Source organism: Gemmobacter aquarius (assembly GCF_003060865.1).
In the GTDB taxonomy this organism is placed as follows: domain Bacteria; phylum Pseudomonadota; class Alphaproteobacteria; order Rhodobacterales; family Rhodobacteraceae; genus Paragemmobacter; species Paragemmobacter aquarius.
In genome coordinates, this window is the sequence record NZ_CP028918.1 from 1,312,332 (window position 1) to 1,330,839 (window position 18,508).

Consider the following 18,508-nt stretch of genomic DNA (forward strand, 5'->3'; position numbering starts at 1 on the left):
TTTTTAACGGGTCGCATCGGCTCTGTTGCACAAATTGGCTGGCGTCCGGACTTCCCCTGTCCCCGGACAGAGCTATCCTGCGACTTTCGTGACGGGGATGCCGAGCGCGGTGTAGCCGTTCAGCACGGCAACACGAATCTGGAGCTCCGCGACCTGGCGGTCGAAGTCCCGCGCCATGAGGCTTTGACCCAGGAGTTTGACGCAGTGCATTTTCGTTTCTGTGCGGCTTCGGCGGTGATATCCGCTCCATCGTCGCCAGAGCGCACGGCCCAGGTATTTCGATGCCCGCAGTGCTTCGTTGCGCGCGACCGCGCCTGCCGTGATCGCCTTCCACGGCTTGGCGTTCTTGCGGGGCGTGATCACGGCATGGGCCCCGCGTTCGGCGATGGCGTCGTGGCACTTGCGCGTGTCGTAGGCCCCGTCGGCTGTGACGCTTGCGATCTGCTGATCGGGAGGGATCTGGCAGAGCAACTCCGGCAACATGGGCGCGTCGCCTGTGTCGCTGCTGGTGACCTCAACCGCCCTGATCTCCAACGTTTGCTCATCGATCCCGATGTGAATCTTGCGCCAGACGCGGCGCTTGGGACCGCCATGCTTGCGCGCGTTCCACTCGCCTTCACCCTCCACCTTGATCCCGGTGCTGTCGATCAAAAGATGCAGCGGACCCTGCGACCCCCGATGCGGAATGTTGACGGCAAGGGTCGTCTGGCGACGGCTCAGGGTGCTGAAGTCGGGCACATCCCAATCCAGACCGATAAGGCAAAGCAGGCTCTCCATGAACCCGGTCGTTTGCCGCAGCGCCAAGCCGAACAGCACCTCTATCGTCAGGCAGGTCTGGACGGCGGCGTCGCTGTAGACGGGCTGTCGCCCGCGCTTGCCGGTGGGCTTCGCCGCCCAAACCATCTCAGGATCGAACCAGATCGCCAGCGATCCGCGACGCTTGAGCGCCTTGTTATACGCGGGCCAGTTCAGCGTCTTGTAGGTCGGTGTGTTCGGTCTGCTCATGGCCTCCAGCTATCACGCTGGATTCACGAGATGAATCCCTGACAGGATTTGTGCAACAGAGCCGGTTGACGGGTTTAACGATGGGTAAGACGCCAAATCGGTGATCTTATTCAGTGAAACTAGTTGCTAATGGCGGAGAGGGTGGGATTCGAACCCACGGTGGGCTTGCACCCACTCCGGTTTTCGAGACCGGCGCGATCGACCACTCCGCCACCTCTCCGCGCTTAGGGGGTCGTCTGGGGCGGGGATGTAACGGGGTCTTTCGGGGCATGCAAGTCCCAAAGCGGCGACGATTGCGGGATTCTTGCGGCCCCGGCACGGAGCCGGACGAAGGCGGGGTCTTGCCGCTTGGCGGGCGCTGCGAAAGGCCTGACTTGGCAACGCCATTCGGGCAGCATAGCTATCGGAAGGCCGGGATGTCCCGCCACCATGCCACAGATATGTCCCTTTGGTCCGGAGCGATTATGACCCACTTCCTGCCCCGCCTGGCTCTTTTGTCGCCTGCGCTTGTGGCTTGCCTTGGCTTCTTGGTGCCCTCTGTGCTGCTTGCAGAAACCTCTGTCGGACAGGCTGCTGTTTCGGCCGAGGATCAGGGGGCCGTGGCCAAGTTGATCGGCACCATGCAGATCGACGATGTGATCGATGTCCTCCGCAGCGAAGGGGTGGATTACGGCGTGTCCATCGAGGACGAGATGTTTCCCGATGCGGGTGGCGCATCCTGGAAGGCGACTGTGGCGGGCATCTACAGTGCGGCCAGGATGAAGTCGGTCTTTGCCGCGAAGCTGACAGAGCAGTTGGCCGGCAAGACAGCCGATGCGACGAAGGCTGAGGCATTCTTTGCGTCGTCCCTCGGGCAGCGGGTACTTATGCTTGAACTCGAGGCGCGGCGGGCCTTGCTCGACGAGGAGACCGAGGCGGCGGCGCGATTGGCCTGGGGCGATCTGCAGGCCGGGGGCGGGGAACGGGCCGATCTTTTGCGCCGCTTTGCCGAAGTGAACGACCTGATCGAATCGAATGTCATGGGGGCGTTGAATTCGAACCTCGCCTTTTATCACGGCATGGCGGGAACTGGCGCGTTTGCGGGGGAAATGGACGAAGGGGAAATCCTTTCGGACGTTTGGGGACAAGAGCCGGATATCCGTAACCAGACCGAGGAGTGGGTTTACCCTTATCTGGGCCTTGCCTATTCGTCGTTGACGGATGACGAATTGCGGCAATACGTCGAGTTTTCGGCGTCCCCTGCCGGGCAGGTGCTGAACTCTGCGCTGTTTGTGGCGTTCGACGCCGTTTTCGTGCCGATTTCGGAGGCCTTGGGCGCAGCGGCGGCGCTGCAGATGAACGGGCAGGATATCTGAACCGTCCAAGGGGGCGGCGGCCCCTTTGGCGCTTGACTCGGATAAGCGATTTGCCGATAAGCCCGCATCCTGGCGAGGCGCGAGTCTCGCCTTGATCCTATTTTCAATGACGCCTCAAGCGGGGCGCGCTGTCCGAGGCGGGGGAGACCCCAAAACTCCGCAAGGGGCCACAGGACGCGGAGCAAAGTGAAGGAAAGACCATGTTTGCGGTCCTCAAGACCGGTGGCAAGCAGTACAAGGTGCAGGCGGGTGACGTTCTGCGCGTTGAAAAGCTGGATGCCAATGCCGGTGACAAGGTGCAGTTCAACGAAATCCTGATGGTCGGCGGCGAAACCGTCACCGTTGGCGTGCCCACCGTTGCCGGTGCTGGCGTCGTGGCCGAGGTCATCGACCAGATCAAGGGCGTCAAGACGATCCACTTCGTCAAGCGCCGTCGTAAGCACTCGTCGCAGCGCACCAAAGGCCACCGCCAGCAACTGACGCTGCTGCGCGTGACCGAAGTCCTGGCTTCGGGCGCCGACACGTCGGGCGTCGCCGCTGCCGTTGGCACGGCCATCGCGCGCCGCGCCGTGCACAATTCCGCCGCTGCTGCCCCCGTCGTGGCAGAAGCTTCCGCGAAACCGAAGCGTGCCGCCAAGGCCGCTGCTGCTACGGAGTAATCACTCATGGCACACAAGAAAGCAGGCGGTTCATCCCGCAACGGCCGCGACTCGGCCGGTCGCCGTCTCGGCGTGAAGCTCTATGGCGGTCAGGCTGCCATTCCGGGCAATATCATCGTCCGCCAGCGCGGCACGACCTATTTCCCCGGTCAGGGCGTCGGCATGGGCGTGGATCACACGATCTTTGCCGTGACCGAAGGCCGCGTGGCGTTCAAGAAAGGCCTGAAAGGCCGCACCTTTATTTCGGTTCTGCCCGTCGCGGAGGCAGCCGAGTAAGCCGAACCTTTACAATCGGTTTGTAAAAGGGGGATCGGCCGAAAGGCCGGTCCCCCGCTCGTTTTTTTCGGCATGCGGAGGGGCTTGGCGGAAAAGAGGTGGATGCAGGTGTCAGATTTTCTGGTGCCGGTCCGTAAGGTTTGAAGGGGGTCTCGGGCCCCCGACATGCGCTTCGACAGGAGGGAAGCCATGACGACAGTGGATTTGACGGCGAACACCAACAGCCCGCTGCGCGGGGCTGCGGCCTTTATCCCGGCGGGGCGCTTCGTGCTGCGTCCGGTACGGCGGTCGGACGCTGGGCTTTTCGCGATGTATTCCGGGGATCGCCGCGTGGCGGAAGCGACGCGCTCGATCCCGCATCCCTTGCCACCCGGAGCGGCCGAGGCTTTCGTCACCCGTGCGATGTCGGGCAAGAATGACGAGGATGTCTGGGTGCTCGACGGATCGGCCAGCGGTCTGGCCGAGGTGCTGGGCGTCATAAGCCTGAAGCGCATGGACGAGACGAAGTGGGATCGCAAGCAATCCGAGATCGGCTACTGGGTCGCGCCCGCCTTCTGGAACGCGGGTTTCGCGTCGGATGCCGTGCGGGCGCTTGTCGGTGCCAATCCGCAAGGCAACCGGACGATCTTTGCCGAGGTGTTTCAGGACAACCCCGGATCGGCGCGGGTGCTGACGAATGCTGGCTTCGTCTATCTTGGCGATGCCGAGACCTTCTCGGTCGCACGCAACGCGCGGGTGCCGACCTGGACCTATATCTGCAAGCTGGATTGAGCGGCCCTGTCGGAGCGGGGGTTTTGCACCCCCGCACCCCCGCCGAGTATTTTGTGCCGAGATGAACGGGAGAGATTCTCCGGTTCGATACCGCAAGGCTTGAGCCTTGGGGCATTGTGATCTATCGGCTGTGTCTGACCCTGTTGAAAGCCTGACGCCATGAAGTTCCTCGACCTTGCCAAAGTCTATATCCGCTCGGGTGGCGGCGGGGGCGGATGCGTGAGCTTCCGGCGTGAGAAGTTCGTCGAATTCGGTGGGCCGGATGGCGGCGATGGTGGCAATGGCGGGTCGGTCTGGGCCGAGGCGGTCGACGGGCTGAACACGCTGATCGATTATCGCTACCAGCAGCATTTCTTTGCCAAGAATGGCCAGCCCGGCATGGGCAGCCAGCGCACCGGCAAGACCGGCGATGACATCGTCATGAAGGTGCCTTTGGGGACCGAAATCCTCGACGAGGATGAAGAGACGGTGATTGCCGACCTGACGCGGGTCGGCCAGCGTGTGCTTTTGGCCAAGGGAGGTAACGGCGGGTTCGGGAACCTCTATTTCAAATCGTCGACCAACCGCGCGCCGGGGCGGGCCAATCCGGGGCAAGAGGGGGTCGAGCGCACGATATGGTTACGATTGAAGCTGATCGCCGATGCGGGGCTGGTGGGGTTACCGAATGCGGGGAAGTCGACTTTCCTTGCTGCCGTGTCGAATGCGCGGCCGAAGATTGCCGACTATCCGTTCACCACGCTGGTGCCGAACCTTGGCGTCGTGGGCGTTGACGGGCGTGAATTCGTGATGGCCGATATTCCGGGCCTGATCGAGGGCGCAAGCGAGGGGCGCGGCCTTGGCATGCAGTTTCTGGCGCATGTCGAACGCTGCAAGGTGCTGCTGCATCTGGTTGACGGCACGTCGAGCACGATCACCAAGGATTACCGCACCATCGTGACCGAGCTTGAGGCCTATTCCGACATTCTGGGCGACAAGCGCCGCGTGGTGGCGCTGAACAAATGCGATGCGCTTGACCAGAAAACCATCACCACCCGCAGGAAGGCCCTGGAAAAAGCCTCGGGCGGCAAAGTGCATGTGATTTCGGGTGTGGCCCAGACCGGTTTGCAGGATGTGCTGCGGGCGATCTATGGCGAGATACAGGGGGCCGCCCCCGAAGTGGAGCATGTGCCTTGGCAGCCCTGAGCGCGCTTTGTGCGCCTGACATCCGAAATGCCAAGCGGCTGGTCGTCAAGATCGGGTCCGCACTTCTGGTGGGCAAGCAGGGACTGAAGCAGGGATGGCTATCGGCCTTGGCGCTGGATGTGGCCGAGGTCAAGCTGCGCGGGACGGATGTGGTTCTGGTATCGTCCGGGTCCATCGCGCTGGGGCGGCGGGTGCTGGGGCTGCCGGACGGGGCCTTGACGCTGGAACAGTCGCAGGCGGCGGCGGCGGTCGGGCAGATCCGGCTGGCCCGGGCCTATGAGGAGGTGCTGGCACCGCATGGCATCACCACGGGGCAGGTGCTGGTCACGCTGGAGGATACGACCGACCGGCGGCGCTATCTGAACAGCCGCGCGACGATGGAAACCCTTCTGGGGCTGGGCGTGGTGCCCATTGTGAACGAGAATGACACGGTGGCGACCGACGAGATACGCTTTGGCGATAACGACCGGCTGGCCGCGCAGATTGCGGTGACAGTGGGTGCGGACCAGTTGATCCTTTTGTCGGATGTAGACGGGTTCTATTCGGCCAACCCGAAGGAAGACCCGACCGCGCAGCGCTTCGATCTGGTCGAGACCATCACGCCCGAGTTGGAGGCGATGGCGGGTGATCCGATTTCGGGCCTATCCAAGGGCGGAATGAAGACCAAGGTGATGGCGGCCAAGACCGCCGTGGCCGGCGGCTGTGCCATGGCGATCATGGAGGGGTCTGTGCTGCGCCCCTTGAAGGCACTGGCCGAGGGGGCGGCGCGGACATGGTTCGTGGCCGGAGCCGATCCGCAGGTGGCGCGCAAGCGCTGGATCAATGCGATGAAGCCGCGCGGAGAAGTAACGGTGGATGCCGGCGCGGTGACCGCCCTGCGCGCCGGAAAATCGCTGCTTCCGGCAGGGGTGCGCGCGGTTTCGGGGAATTTCGGGCGCGGCGAGCCGGTGGCGATTGTCGGGCCTGACGGGGCGGGATTGGGCAAGGGCCTGATCCGCTATACCGCGGATGAGGCGAAGCGGATCGCAGGGCATAAATCGGGCGAGATCGAGGGCATCCTCGGCTATGCCGGGCGGGCCGCGCTGATCCATCGCGATGACATGGTGATCTAGCTGCCGACGGCCAAGCGGGGGTTTCACACCCCCGCACCCCCGTGGGATATTTTTGGACAGAAAATGCGGAAGGCGCGGGCCATGGATGGAACTTTTTCGGGCATGATGGCCGATATCGGGGCCAAGGCGCGGGCTGCTGCTGCGGAACTGGCTTATGCATCATCCGAGCGGAAGGCGGCGGCGCTGACCAGCGCGGCGCATGCGGTCTGGGCGCGGCGGCAAGAGATACTGGATGGCAATGTGCTGGACATGGATTTTGCCGAAAAGAAGGGGCTGTCGCCGGCGATGCTCGACCGTTTGCGGCTGGATGAAGGGCGTGTCCGCGCCATCGTCGACGGGTTGCGGTCGGTTGCCGAACAGCGCGATCCGGTGGGGCGGGTGCTGGCGGAATGGGACATGCCGTCGGGATTGCATATCCAGCGGGTCGCAACGCCGCTCGGCGTGATCGGGGTGATCTATGAAAGCCGCCCGAACGTCACGGCCGATGCGGGGGCCTTGTGTCTGAAGGCGGGCAATGCCGTGATCCTGCGCGGCGGGAGCGAGAGCTTCCATTCGTCGGAAGCGATCCATGACTGCATGGTACAGGGGCTGCGCGAGGCGAACCTGCCGGAAGCGGCGATCCAGTTGGTTCCGACGCGTGATCGCGCCATGGTCGAGGCGATGCTGCGGGCTGTGCACTACATCGATGTGATCGTGCCGCGTGGTGGCAAGGGGCTGGTCGGCCTTGTGCAGGCCGAGGCGCGGGTGCCGGTCTTTGCCCATCTGGAAGGCATCTGCCATGTTTACGCCGACCGCGATGCCGATCTGGCCAAGGCGCGGGCCGTGGTGCTGAACGCGAAGACGCGGCGGACCGGGATTTGCGGGGCGGCCGAGTGTCTGCTGATCGATTGGCAGTTTTATACCAGGCACGGTGCGGTGCTGATAGAGGATCTGCTGGCCGCCGGTGTCGAGGTGCGCACGACGGGCGAGTTGCTGAAGGTGCCCGGAACGGTGCAGGCGGCGGCCGATGATTTCGGGCGCGAATTCCTCGACAAGATCATCGCGGCAAAGCTTGTCGACGGGGTGGACGAGGCGATTGCCCATATCCGGCGCTACGGGTCGAGCCACACCGAGGCGATCCTGACCGAAAACGACGCGACCGCGGCCCGTTTCTTTGAACGGCTGGACAGCGCGATCTTGATGCGGAATGCCTCGACCCAGTTCGCTGACGGGGGCGAGTTCGGGATGGGGGGTGAGATCGGCATCGCTACCGGCAAGCTGCATGCGCGCGGGCCGGTGGGGGCCGAGCAGTTGACCAGCTTCAAATATCTGGTCACCGGCGACGGAACGGTCAGAAGCTGATCGTCAGGTTTGTCAGCGCCACATCGACCGTGACGCGGCGCGCGAGATGGTCGAGCATCAGCCCTGCGAGCGGAAACTGGACCTGCGCGGGTTCGACCTCGGGGCCGCCGAAAGGGGTATCGAGCAGCGACCACAAGGCGCTGTCGTGACGCAGACGCGGCGATGCGGCCGTGATGTGCCATCCGTTGTCGTCATGGACCACCTTGATGTTGCCGCCCGTCGGGATCGCGTGTTCGGCGCAGAGGATCAACAGGAATGCGAGCTTTACTTCGGCGCGTGACAGATCGACCGGACTGGTCCAGTCGACCGCGATCCGGCCCGTGCGGTAAAGATCGCCGAGCAGCGGCACGATTTCTATCCGGCTGGTCGACTGTCCCTGTGTCGCCACGCCGAAGGCGATGCGGAAGAAGCGCAGCCTTGCATTGGCCGAAGCCACGCTATCGGCCAGAAGCGCGATTTCGGCCGGTTTCGGGCGCGGGTCGAGCGCCATCAATTCTACGCCGTTGCCGATCGCCCCGATCGGGCTGATAAGGTCATGGCACAGGCGCGAGCCGACGAGTGCTGCAAGTTGCTGGGCTGGATCGGTCATACAGGCCTACACAGGGGAGGGGTGAAACGATGATGTCCTTGCTGGAACCGGGCATGTTCGTGCGCCATCCGTCGCAACCCGACTGGGGGTTGGGGCAGGTGCAGTCCAATATCGGCGGGCGCGTTACGGTGAATTTCGAACATGCGGGCAAGGTGGTGGTTGACGGGAACCGGGTTGAACTGGTGATCGTCTTCGATCTTCCTCGATGATCTTGTGAATTTTCGCACTTAATGCAACCGATGGTTGCCAATGGGCATGGCTTTTGCCCGACTATGGCGAGAATGGCGCAGGGTCGCGCAGCGGGATGGCGTTGCACAGCGGGCAGGCAGACCATAAGTAAGCGCCGTAGGGCGTGGAGTGGATGGCTGGCCCGACGGGATGGGCAATGACGGGCGTTGATGCGTCGATCTTTACGCTGCGGCTCGCCCGCGATGCGCGCGACCTGCGGGCGGCGCAGCGCTTGCGATACACGGTCTTCGTCGAGGAGCTGGGCGCATCGGGGCCTATGGTCGACCATGACGGGCGGCTGGAGCGGGACGCGTTCGATCCGGTCTTCGACCATCTATTGCTGATCGACCAGCGGCGCGATGCGGACCAGCTTGACGATGTGGTGGGCGCTTACCGGTTGTTGCCGTCGGACCGGCTGGGTCCGGGCGAGCGTTTCTATTCCGAAAGCGAGTTCGATCTGCAGCCCTTGCGGCAAAGCGGGCGCAAGCTGCTGGAACTGGGGCGGTCGTGCGTGCATCCCGATCATCGCGGCGGGACGGCGATGTATCATCTGTGGAACGCACTGGCCGATTATGTGCTCGAGCGGGATATCGAGATCCTGTTCGGGGCGGCGAGCTTCCATGGCACCGACATTGCGGCGCTGACGCAATCGCTGGCCTATCTGCATCATCACCATCTGGCCCCCGAAGGCTTGCGGGTGCAGGCCCGCGAGGGGTGCCAGCCGATGGACCTGCTGCCGGTCGCGGCGCTGGACCGCAAGGCGGCGATGGCGGCCACTCCGGCGCTGATAAAGGCCTATCTGCGGCTGGGCGGTTTCGTGGGAGAGGGCGCGTGGATCGACCATGCCTTCAATACAACCGATGTCTGTCTGGTGATGGATACGGGCCGGATGTCCGAGCGACATCGCGGCTTTTACACCAAGGGCCGCGCATGAGCGGCGAGGGGTGGAAGGCCGAGGAGATGGTCTATGCGAGGGCCGGCGTGGCGGGCTGGGGACGTGCGCTGTGGCGCGGGCTGGCCTTGGGTCTGGTGACCTATGGCGGTCTGGTGGTTTTGCTGTTGGTGCGGCTGGTCGAGCGGCCTCTGTTCGGGCTGGACCGGCCGTGGACGCCGCATATCACGCAATTCGTCTGCAAGGCGGCCTTTGTGATCCTGCGCTTGCCGGTGACGGTGCGGGGAGAGCCTATGCAGGGGCGCGGGGCGATGGTGGCGAACCATGCGTCGTGGATGGATATCTTCGCGTTGAACGCAGCGGCGCAGGTCTATTTCGTGGCGAAATCCGAAGTGGCGGGCTGGGCGGGCATCGGTTGGCTGGCACGGGCGACGGGCACCGTTTTCATTGCGAGGAAGGGGCGCGAAGCCAAGGTGCAGCAGCGATTGTTCGAGGACAGGCTGCGGGCGGGTCACAGGCTTGCGTTCTTTCCCGAAGGGACCAGCACCGATGGCGTTCGGGTTCTGCCTTTCAAATCAACGCTTTTCGCGGCGTTCTACACCCATGGGCTGGACGAGGTGATGCAGATCCAGCCGGTGACGCTGGTCTATCATGCACCCCGGGGACAGGACTCGCGGTTCTATGGCTGGTGGGCGGACATGACATTTGGCGGCCATTTCCTGCGGGTGTTGATGCAAGGCCGGCAGGGGCGGGTCGAGGTGGTGTTTCACAAAGCGGCCGCGGTCGAGGACTTTCCTGACCGCAAGGCGCTGGCCGCCCATTGCGAGGCGGCCGTGCGCGCTGCGCTGGTGCTTTAGTCGGCACGAATTTTCTGCGAAAATTCAGGCCGCGACTGTGGCGTTGGGTTCAGCCCAGCGGAGCAAGCAGGGACTTGAGGGTTGAGAGCGGCGCGTCGGTGTTCCAGATTTCTTCGCCCAAGGCGAAGAAATCGGTGACGGGACCGAATTTTTCGACGAGTTCGGCGGTCAGGGCACCTTCGGCAACGACCGGAACCTCGATCATTTCGGACCACCATTCGAACAGGTCCCAGTCTGCCAGACTGCCATCGCCCAGCGGGGTGGCGCCGACGGGGCCGAAGGCGACGTAATCGGTGCCCTGTTCGGCAGCGGTGATGCCTTCGTGGCGGGTCGCGCCGCAATGGGCGCCGATGATCGCATCGGGCAGGTCCTTGCGGACCTTGCGGAGCGAGCGGGCGCCATCGGTCAGGTGCACGCCGTCGAGGCCGAGGCGGTCGACGAGGAGGACGTGGCGTTCGATGATGATGGCGACATCGCGGGCGTGGCAGGTCTGGCGTAGGGCGTCGGCGGCGCGAAGCACGCGGTCTTCATCCTTGGTCGCCAGAGCGAGGCGCAGGCAGGCGATCTCGGCCCCGTCGAGCACGGCGGCAAGACGGTCGGGAAAGGTGTCGAGGTCGAATTCGGGCGGGGTGACGAGATAGATTTGCGGACGGTCTTGATCGGCCATGATGCGCTCCGGTCGGCGTTTTCATCGCATTAGCCTATGTTTGCGGGGTTGACCATGGCCGAGGGTGCTTGCCCTGCAATGGCGGGGCGCGTATCGCGGGGACGAGACTTTGCCCATAGGGAGGGACCGATGGCCGCACCGGAGATGATTGCACCGAGTTTCATCCTTGTCCGCCCGCAGATGGGCGAGAACATCGGGGCTGCGGCGCGGGCGATGCTGAATTTCGGCCTCGAGCGGATGCGGATCGTCGATCCGCGGGACGGCTGGCCGAACCCCAAGGCGGTGGCCATGGCCTCGGGTGCGGGGCGATTGCTGGACAATGCGGGGCTGTTTCCCGACGTTCAGGCGGCGATTGCGGATTGCGACTATGTCTTTGCCACCACCGCACGGGGGCGCGAGCTGGTCAAGCCGGTGGTGACACCCGAGCGCGCGATGGAGATGGCGCGGGCGATGGCGGCGGAGGGCAAGCGCGTCGGCGTGCTGTTCGGGCCGGAACGCGCGGGGCTGGAGAACGAGGATGTGGCACTGGCAAATGCCATCGTGACCGTGCCGGTGAACCCCGAATTTCCGTCTTTGAATCTGGCTCAATGTGCTTTGCTGATGGGGTATGAATGGCGGCGGCAGACGGAAGCGGTGGCCCCCGAGGTGATGGGGTTGGCGCGCACCGAATTTGCGTCGCGCGTGGATGTCGAGAAACTGGGCGACCATTTCGAGGAGCGGCTTGATGCGGCGGGCTTCTTCTTTCCGCCCGACAAGGCCGAGGGCATGAAGCTGAATCTGCGCAACATGTGGGCCCGGCTGGGGCTGACGCGGGCCGAGGTGCAGACCTTTCACGGGATGCTGCGGCAGATCGCCTTTATGTTGAAAAAGCAGGGCTGAGGCCGCGCTTTCGGTTGGCCGCCGGGGGTTTTCCACCCCCGGACCCCCGAGGATATTTGGGCAAGTGTGAAAGCGGGTAGAGGGGGGGCGCACGGGGCCTTGATGGGCTTTGGTGTCGCAGTACCTTGAAGCGGCGGGCGGGGAAGCCTACCGTTGCGGCACAAAGACGGGAGACGGGGAATGGCCGGAAAACGCAGCATTTTCGAGGATGTCGGGGCGGGAGGAGCAGTCCCGGCGGCGCCTGCGGGCGGGATGATCGGGGCGCGGGGAACCGGCGCACGGCGCGGCATCAGGGCGTGGCTGGCGGTGCTGTTCCTGCTGGTTGCCTGCATGATCGCGGTGGGTGGCTTGACGCGGCTGACGGATTCAGGGCTGTCGATCACCGAATGGCGGCCCGTGACAGGGGCGCTGCCGCCGCTGGACGATGCGGCTTGGGCTGTGGAGTTCGCCAAGTATCAGGCCAGCCCCGAATACCAGTTGCAGAACAAGGGGATGGAGCTTTCCGAGTTCAAGACGATCTTCTGGTGGGAATGGGGGCACAGGCAGCTTGGCCGCGTGATCGGGCTAGTCTGGGTGGTCGGGTTCGTTGGCTTTCTGGTGACGCGGCAAATCCCTGCGGGATGGACCGGGCGGCTGCTTGGCGTGGGTGCGCTGGGCGGGTTGCAAGGGGCCATCGGCTGGTGGATGGTGTCATCGGGGTTGAAGGGCGAGATGGTGGATGTGGCGTCATACCGCTTGGCGACGCATCTGGGGATTGCCTTTGTCATCCTTGGGCTTATCGCCTGGTATGTGTTCCTGCTCGGCCGGTCGGAGGCCGAGTTGATGCAGGCGCGGCGGGGGCGCGAGGTCAAGCTGTTCGGGATGACGACGGGGCTGATGCACTTTGCGTTCCTGCAAATTCTGCTTGGCGCGCTGGTTGCGGGGATCGATGCCGGGCGGGCCTTTCCGACTTGGCCCGACATGAACGGGCAGTTCTTTCCGGCGGATGCTTTCTATGTGCCCAATGGGATGTGGTGGCAGGCTTTCTTTGAAAATCCGGGGCTGGTGCAGTTCATTCACCGCATGTCCGGGTATCTTTTGTTCGCTTTCGGTGTGGTCGTGTGGCTGCGGGGGCGGAAGTCTCCGCATGGGATAACACGGGCTGCGTGTCATATGGTCTTGGCGATGCTCGTGGCGCAGGTGGCACTTGGCATCTTTGCCGCGTTGACGGCGGCGCAGGTTCATGTGGCGATTACGCATCAGATCGGGGCGGTTGTCCTGTGGGTGCTGATCATCCGGGCGCGGCATCTGGCGCAATATCCTGTTGCGGGTTCGATCCGGAAAGGGACGCAATGACAACTGCTTACGACGAGTTGATGGCGTTCCAGCGCGAGACCGAGGCGCTGGGGCAGGTGGCGGGGCGGCTTGGCTGGGACCAGGAAACGATGATGCCGCGGGGCGCTGCCGAGCAGCGGTCGGAAGAGATGTCGGCCATGGAGGGGGTGCTACATGCGCGGCGCACCGATCCGCGGGTGGGGGAATGGCTGGCAAAGGCCGAGCCTGCCGATGCGGTGGCTGCGGCGCAGTTGCGCCATATCCGGCGGTCGTACGAGCGGTCGGTGAAAGTTCCGGCACGGCTGGCGCAGGAATTGGCGCGGGTGACTTCGGTGGCTCAGGGGGTCTGGGCGCAAGCGCGGGCCAAGGAGGATGTGCCGGGATTTCTGCCAATATTGCAGGATGTTATCCGGTTGCGGCAGGAAGAGGCGGCCTGTCTGGCGGCGGGCGGCGATGCCTATGACGCGCTGCTGAACGATTACGAACCCGGTGCTACGGCGGCGGGGATCGGGGCGATGTTCGACCGGATGCGGCCACGGCTGGTGGCGCTGCGGGCCAAGGTGCTGGGGGCGGCAAAGCAGCCTGCGGCGCTGCAAGGGTCGTTCGGGGCGGATGCGCAGATGCGAATGGCGCGCGATCTGGCGACTGCGTTCGGATATGACTGGGAGAGGGGGCGGCTGGACCTTGCAGTTCACCCCTTCAGTTCGGGGTCGGGAGATGATGCGCGCATCACCACGCGGGTGGCCGAGGCTGACCCGTTCAACTGTTTTTACTCGACAATCCATGAGGTTGGTCACGCTTGTTACGAGCTTGGCATCGACAGCGATTACCGTCTGACGCCGCTTGGCGCGGGGGTGTCGATGGGGGTGCACGAAAGCCAGAGCCGGATCTACGAGAACCAGCTTGGCCGGAGCCGTGCCTTTACCGGCTGGATGTTTACCCAGATGCGCGAGCGGTTCGGGGAGTTTGGCATCACCTCGGCGGATGAGTTTTATGCTTCCGTTAACCGTGTTTCGCCGGGTTATATCCGCACCGAAAGCGACGAGGTGCAGTATAACCTGCATATCATGATGCGCTTCGATCTGGAGCGCGACCTGATCGGCGGGTCACTTTCCGTCAAGGATCTGGAAGACGCGTGGAACGCGCGGTTCCTTGCAGATTTCGGTGTGGCGGTCGATCGTCCTTCGCATGGCATGTTGCAGGATGTGCATTGGTCGGTTGGGCTGTTCGGATATTTCCCCACGTATAGCCTTGGAAATGTTTACGCCGGATGCCTGCACCGTGCGCTGCGGGCAGACGTGCCCGATCTGGACGCGGCCTTGGCCAAGGGTGATGCGACGCCCGCGACAGGTTGGCTGCGCGAGCGGTTACAGCGGCATGGCGGCCTGCGCGAGCCGAAGGACACGATTGCCGAGGCTTGCGGGTTCGAGCCGGACGAAGGGCCGCTTCTCGATTACCTCGAAGCGAAATTCGGCGCGATCTACCAGCTATGAGCGAACGCGCTGCCGTCTGGTGTCTGGCGGCAGCGCAGATGCTGGGATATGCCTGTTTTTTCTATATTTTCGCGGCGCTGATCCTGTATTGGCAGCAAGGGCTGGACTGGCCGCATTGGGTGCTTGCAGCGGGGCCGACCCTTGCGATTGCGGTGTCTGCGGTGCTTGCGCCTGTTTGCGGGCGGGCGGTGGATCGGGGGCAGGCGGTGGCCTTGCTGACAGTCGGGCCGGTCGTGGGGGCCTTGGCGCTGGGGGTGCTGGCGGTCTGGGTTACCCCTGTCGGCTATCTGGTGGCATGGGCCGGATTGGGCGTTTCGCAGGCGATGTGTCTTTATGACGTGTGTTTCGGCTTGCTGGTCAGGCGGCACGGGGCTGGGGCACGGGAGTCGATCACCAAGGTGACGCTGGTGGCGGGTCTGGCAAGCACGCTGGCCTTTCCGGCAGGGGCGTGGCTGGCGGGGCATTTCGGCTGGCAAGTGGCTGTGTGGGTTGGGGTTTTCGTGGCGTTGGGGTTGGTGCTGCCCCTGCAGGGCCTCGCGGCAAGAGTGGTGGCGCGGGCGGTTCCGGACGAGGTTCGGGATCGGGCGCGGCTGGTGCTGCCATGGCGGGGGATCGTGACGGAGCGGGCGTTCCTGCGGTTGGCGCTGTTGTTTTCGTTGGTGAATTTGAACCACTGGATGCTGATGAACTACCTGCGGCCGATGTTCGAGGGGTTGGGTCTGGCGGCGGCAGTCGGGGTGGCTGCGGCGGCGACGGTGGGGCCTGCACAGGTGGTCGGGCGGCTGGCCCTGATGGGGGCGGGCGGGCGCATGGGAAGCCGGTTCGCGCTGTGGGTGACGATGGCGGCTGTTGTCGCCGCGCCGGTTTTCCTGTGGTTTTCGGCAGGGTTGCACGTGCTCGCCTTTGGCTTTGCCATACTGCAGGGGGCGGGGATGGGGATATTGACCATCCTTCGGCCGGTGCTGGTGGCCGAGCGGTTGGGGCAGGAGCGGTACGGGGTTACTGCGGGGTTGATGGCGATACCGGGACTGGTGGCGATGGGGGTTTCTGCGCCGCTGGGGGCGGGATTGCTGGCGGCGGGTGGACCGGAAGTGGTGATAATCGTGGCTTTTATCATAGCCTTGGGGGCGGTCTGGGCTGTGGCTGCGGATGCGTAGGGCTATGCACGGGATGTGCACGCTTTGGTGCGGTTCCTGCCGGAAAGGGCCGGAAATCGGGGAAAGACCGGATGCACAGGGGATGCATACGGATTTTTTCGGCCGGTAAGGAGCGGTTAAGGGTTTTGCGGCGCGCGCGGGGGTCAGGGGGGCGCGGGTGCGCCCCCCTGCCGGTCAGGCGGCCGAGCCGCCGATGGTCAGGCCGCCGATCATCAGGGTGGGTTGGCCCACGCCCACGGGCACCCATTGGCCGGCCTTGCCGCAATTGCCGATGCCGGGGTCAAGGGCGAGGTCGTTGCCGATGGCGCGGATCTGTTTGAGCGCCGTTGCGCCATCTCCGATCAGGGTGGCGCCCTTGACGGGGGCGATGATCTTGCCGTTCTGGACGCGGTAAGCCTCGGTGCAGGAGAACACGAACTTGCCGTTGGTGATATCGACCTGACCGCCGCCGAAGCCCACGGCATAGATGCCGTCTTTCAGGTCGGCAAGGATAGCGGCGGGGTCGTCGCTGCCTGCCAGCATGTAGGTGTTGGTCATGCGCGGCATGGGGATATGGGCGAAACTTTCGCGCCTTCCGTTGCCGGTGGGGGCGACACCCATCAGGCGGGCGTTCTGGCGGTCTTGCATGTAGCCCACAAGGATGCCGTCCTCGATCAGCACGTTTTTGGCCGAGGGGGTGCCTTCGTCATCGACGCTGATGGAACCGCGGCGGTCGGGGATGGTGCCGTCATCCAGCACGGTCACGCCCGGCGCGGCGATGCGCTGGCCCAGAAGGCCCGCGAAGGCCGAGGTTTGCTTGCGGTTGAAGTCGCCTTCCAGCCCGTGGCCGATCGCTTCGTGCAGCAAGATGCCGGGCCAGCCGGGGCCGAGGACGACATCCATCATGCCAGCGGGGGCGGGGACGGCGTCGAGGTTGACGAGGGCGATGCGCAAGGCTTCGTCAACCATGGGTTTCCAGTGCGAGGCTTCGATCAGGCGGGCAAGGCCGAAGCGGCCGCCGCCGCCCATGCCGCCCTGTTCGCGGCGGCCCGCATGTTCGACGATGACCGAGACGTTCAGGCGGGCCATGGGGCGGATATCGGTCAGGCGGGTGCCTTCGGGGCGGAGGATTTCGACCTCTTGCAAGCCGGCCGAGAGGGTGGCCGAGACTTGCACCACGCGGGGATCGAGCGCGCGGGCGTAGGCGTCGATTTCTTTCAGCACATCGAGTTTGCCTGCGAAGGAGGCGTCGGCCATCGGGTCGGCGTCGGAGTAGAGTTTGACGTTGGTGCCTTTGGGGGCGGGCGCAAGCGTGCCGCCGCCGGCGCCGACGGCAAGGCGGGCGGTTTCCGACGCGCGGCGCAGCGATTTTTCGCTGATTTCGGTGGAATGGGCGTAGCCTGCGACCTCGCCCCGCACGGCGCGCAGGCCGTAGCCTTCGGAGGCGTCATAGGCTGCGGTCTTGATCCGGCCGTCATCGAGCACGATGCCTTCGGATCTTTTGCGTTCGAGAAAGAGTTCACCGTCGTCGGCACCGGCGGTGGCCTGACGCAGGATGGACAGCGCAACCCCTTCATCCAAAAGGGTTTCGAAGGGCCGGAAGGGCGCATCGGTCATGGGGTGCTGTCCTTGATCTGTGTCAAATGGCGCGCTTTTGCCGCAACGGTTTTGCTTGTCGCGCTGCCTCTAATATGGTTTCAAGCAGGCCGGAAACAACGGGATTCTGCGTGGTACTTGTTGCGGGTGTCACGCGGGACCGAAAGAAGCAGCGGCCAAGCCGCGCACTGTGACGGGAAACGAACATGCGTCTTTCGACCATTCAAAAGGGATTTGCCGCCGGTCTGGCCGGATTTGCCGGGGCGATGCCCCTGGCTGCCGCCGCACAGGAGCTGGAGGTTGTGGGTCAGCCGCTGACGCACAAGATGGGCTTTCAGCCCGCCGCGACGGAATTGGCCCGTGACCTGCAGGGTCTGGACCATATGCTTTTGATCATCATCACCGTGATCACGGTCTTTGTCACCGCGCTGCTGGTCTATGCGATCCTGCGCTACAACGGGCGTGCGAACAAGGTTCCGGCGAAGTTCACGCACAACTCGCCGCTGGAAATCGCATGGACGGTCGTGCCGATCCTGATCCTTGTGTTCATCGGTGCATTCTCGCTGCCGGTGCTGTTCAAGCAGCAGGAAATTCCTGTGGCCGATGTCACGATCAAGGTGACGGGGAACCAGTGGTACTGGTCGTATGAATATCCCGACAACGGCATTGCGTTCGACAGCTACATGATCGGGTCGCCCGCGACCGGTGGAACGAACCAGATGACGCCGGATGTCGAAAAGCAACTGGTCGATGCGGGTTACAGCAAAGAGCAGTTCCTGCTTGCGACCGATACGGCGGTCGTCGTGCCGGTGAACAAGATCGTCGTGATGCAGGTCACGGCGGCGGATGTGATCCATTCGTGGAAGATCCCGGCATTCGGCGTGATGCAGGATGGCGTTCCCGGACGTCTGGCGCATCTGTGGTTCAAGGCCGAAAAGGAAGGCATCTATTTCGGCCAGTGCTCGGAACTGTGCGGCCAGATGCACGCCTATATGCCGATCACGGTCAAGGTCGTGTCGCAGCCGGTCTATGACGCGTGGGTCGCCAAGGCTGCGGCCGGTGACGTGGCGTTGTCGGCGGCCGATATCGCCGCCGCCCAGCCGATCGAGCTTGCGGCTGGCAACTGAGCCTTTTGGACGAAGCGATGTGATGGGAT

General features: G+C 64.1%; 18 protein-coding genes, 1 tRNA gene and 1 pseudogene. 15 read left to right on the forward strand and 5 right to left on the reverse strand.

Features of this window, described 5'->3' with window-relative positions:
- Window positions 1-72 precede the first annotated feature (72 nt).
- Together HYN69_RS06365 and HYN69_RS06370 are read right to left on the reverse strand one after the other, a co-directional pair.
- Complete coding sequence (locus HYN69_RS06365) at window positions 73-1,005, reverse strand: IS5 family transposase (protein ID WP_108435004.1); 933 nt, start codon at window positions 1,003-1,005, stop codon at window positions 73-75.
- A gap of 130 nt (window positions 1,006-1,135) precedes the next feature.
- Window positions 1,136-1,225 (reverse strand) — tRNA-Ser (locus tag HYN69_RS06370).
- Between the two features lie 244 nt (window positions 1,226-1,469).
- On the opposite strand from HYN69_RS06370, the gene HYN69_RS06375 reads away from it, so the two are divergent.
- The 7 genes and pseudogenes from HYN69_RS06375 (at window position 1,470) to HYN69_RS06405 (ending at window position 7,701) form a co-directional block, all read left to right on the forward strand.
- Window positions 1,470-2,360 (forward strand): hypothetical protein, encoded by an 891-nt coding sequence (locus HYN69_RS06375; RefSeq protein ID WP_159082377.1) that lies wholly within the window; start codon window positions 1,470-1,472, stop codon window positions 2,358-2,360.
- 200 nt (window positions 2,361-2,560) lie between these two features.
- Window positions 2,561-2,947, forward strand: a pseudogene (gene rplU / locus HYN69_RS06380) (50S ribosomal protein L21); the annotation flags it as partial.
- A 78-nt stretch (window positions 2,948-3,025) separates the two neighbouring features.
- Window positions 3,026-3,295, forward strand: coding sequence for a 50S ribosomal protein L27 (gene rpmA, locus HYN69_RS06385; protein ID WP_108435007.1), 270 nt, complete (start codon window positions 3,026-3,028; stop codon window positions 3,293-3,295).
- 189 nt (window positions 3,296-3,484) lie between these two features.
- Window positions 3,485-4,066, forward strand: coding sequence for a GNAT family N-acetyltransferase (locus HYN69_RS06390; protein WP_108435008.1), 582 nt, complete (start codon window positions 3,485-3,487; stop codon window positions 4,064-4,066).
- Between the two features lie 159 nt (window positions 4,067-4,225).
- Complete coding sequence (gene obgE / locus HYN69_RS06395) at window positions 4,226-5,248, forward strand: GTPase ObgE (RefSeq protein WP_108435009.1); 1,023 nt, start codon at window positions 4,226-4,228, stop codon at window positions 5,246-5,248.
- Window positions 5,236-6,360 carry a glutamate 5-kinase gene (proB, locus tag HYN69_RS06400; protein ID WP_108435010.1) on the forward strand — a complete coding sequence of 375 codons (1,125 nt, stop codon included), beginning with the start codon at window positions 5,236-5,238 and terminating at the stop codon, window positions 6,358-6,360. The genes obgE and proB overlap by 13 nt, the downstream gene beginning before the upstream one ends.
- A gap of 81 nt (window positions 6,361-6,441) precedes the next feature.
- Entirely contained in the window at window positions 6,442-7,701 is a 1,260-nt protein-coding gene (locus tag HYN69_RS06405) for a glutamate-5-semialdehyde dehydrogenase (protein ID WP_108435011.1), read from the forward strand.
- Here the strand turns inward: HYN69_RS06405 and HYN69_RS06410 are convergent.
- Complete coding sequence (locus tag HYN69_RS06410; RefSeq protein WP_108435012.1) at window positions 7,691-8,290, reverse strand: histidine phosphotransferase family protein; 600 nt, start codon at window positions 8,288-8,290, stop codon at window positions 7,691-7,693. The two genes, HYN69_RS06405 and HYN69_RS06410, sit on opposite strands and share 11 nt — an antisense overlap.
- Before the next feature lie 29 nt (window positions 8,291-8,319).
- Here HYN69_RS06410 and HYN69_RS06415 point away from each other — a divergent pair, with 29 nt between their 5' ends.
- The 3 genes from HYN69_RS06415 to HYN69_RS06425 all read left to right on the forward strand — a co-directional run bounded on the left by HYN69_RS06415 (window position 8,320) and on the right by HYN69_RS06425 (window position 10,267).
- Window positions 8,320-8,499 (forward strand): DUF3553 domain-containing protein, encoded by a 180-nt coding sequence (locus tag HYN69_RS06415; RefSeq protein WP_108435013.1) that lies wholly within the window; start codon window positions 8,320-8,322, stop codon window positions 8,497-8,499.
- A 176-nt stretch (window positions 8,500-8,675) separates the two neighbouring features.
- Entirely contained in the window at window positions 8,676-9,452 is a 777-nt protein-coding gene (locus tag HYN69_RS06420) for a GNAT family N-acetyltransferase (protein WP_108435014.1), read from the forward strand.
- The gene (locus tag HYN69_RS06425) at window positions 9,449-10,267 is read left to right on the forward strand and encodes a lysophospholipid acyltransferase family protein (RefSeq protein WP_230426510.1); all 819 of its coding nucleotides are present in this window, start codon (window positions 9,449-9,451) and stop codon (window positions 10,265-10,267) included. The genes HYN69_RS06420 and HYN69_RS06425 overlap by 4 nt, the downstream gene beginning before the upstream one ends.
- A gap of 49 nt (window positions 10,268-10,316) precedes the next feature.
- Here the strand turns inward: HYN69_RS06425 and HYN69_RS06430 are convergent, their stop codons facing one another.
- The gene (locus HYN69_RS06430; RefSeq protein WP_108435015.1) at window positions 10,317-10,934 is read right to left on the reverse strand and encodes a thiamine phosphate synthase; all 618 of its coding nucleotides are present in this window, start codon (window positions 10,932-10,934) and stop codon (window positions 10,317-10,319) included.
- Window positions 10,935-11,063: 129 nt separating this feature from the next.
- On the opposite strand from HYN69_RS06430, the gene HYN69_RS06435 reads away from it, so the two are divergent.
- From HYN69_RS06435 to HYN69_RS06450, 4 genes are all read left to right on the forward strand, one after another.
- Window positions 11,064-11,813 carry an RNA methyltransferase gene (locus HYN69_RS06435; RefSeq protein ID WP_230426511.1) on the forward strand — a complete coding sequence of 250 codons (750 nt, stop codon included), beginning with the start codon at window positions 11,064-11,066 and terminating at the stop codon, window positions 11,811-11,813.
- A 180-nt stretch (window positions 11,814-11,993) separates the two neighbouring features.
- Window positions 11,994-13,148, forward strand: a complete 1,155-nt coding sequence (ctaA, locus tag HYN69_RS06440) for a heme A synthase (protein WP_108435016.1) — start codon at window positions 11,994-11,996, stop codon at window positions 13,146-13,148.
- On the forward strand, window positions 13,145-14,620 hold the full coding sequence (locus tag HYN69_RS06445; RefSeq protein WP_108435017.1) for a carboxypeptidase M32: 1,476 nt from the start codon (window positions 13,145-13,147) through the stop codon (window positions 14,618-14,620). Before ctaA ends, HYN69_RS06445 begins: the two co-directional genes overlap by 4 nt.
- Entirely contained in the window at window positions 14,617-15,777 is a 1,161-nt protein-coding gene (locus HYN69_RS06450; protein WP_108435018.1) for an MFS transporter, read from the forward strand. Before HYN69_RS06445 ends, HYN69_RS06450 begins: the two co-directional genes overlap by 4 nt.
- Before the next feature lie 174 nt (window positions 15,778-15,951).
- Here HYN69_RS06450 and tldD read toward each other — a convergent pair whose 3' ends face one another.
- A complete protein-coding gene (gene tldD, locus HYN69_RS06455) occupies window positions 15,952-17,373 on the reverse strand; it encodes a metalloprotease TldD (protein WP_108435019.1) in 1,422 nt (473 codons plus the stop codon).
- Between the two features lie 185 nt (window positions 17,374-17,558).
- Here tldD and coxB point away from each other — a divergent pair, with 185 nt between their 5' ends.
- A complete protein-coding gene (gene coxB / locus HYN69_RS06460) occupies window positions 17,559-18,479 on the forward strand; it encodes a cytochrome c oxidase subunit II (protein ID WP_108435020.1) in 921 nt (306 codons plus the stop codon).
- Window positions 18,480-18,508 lie beyond the last annotated feature (29 nt).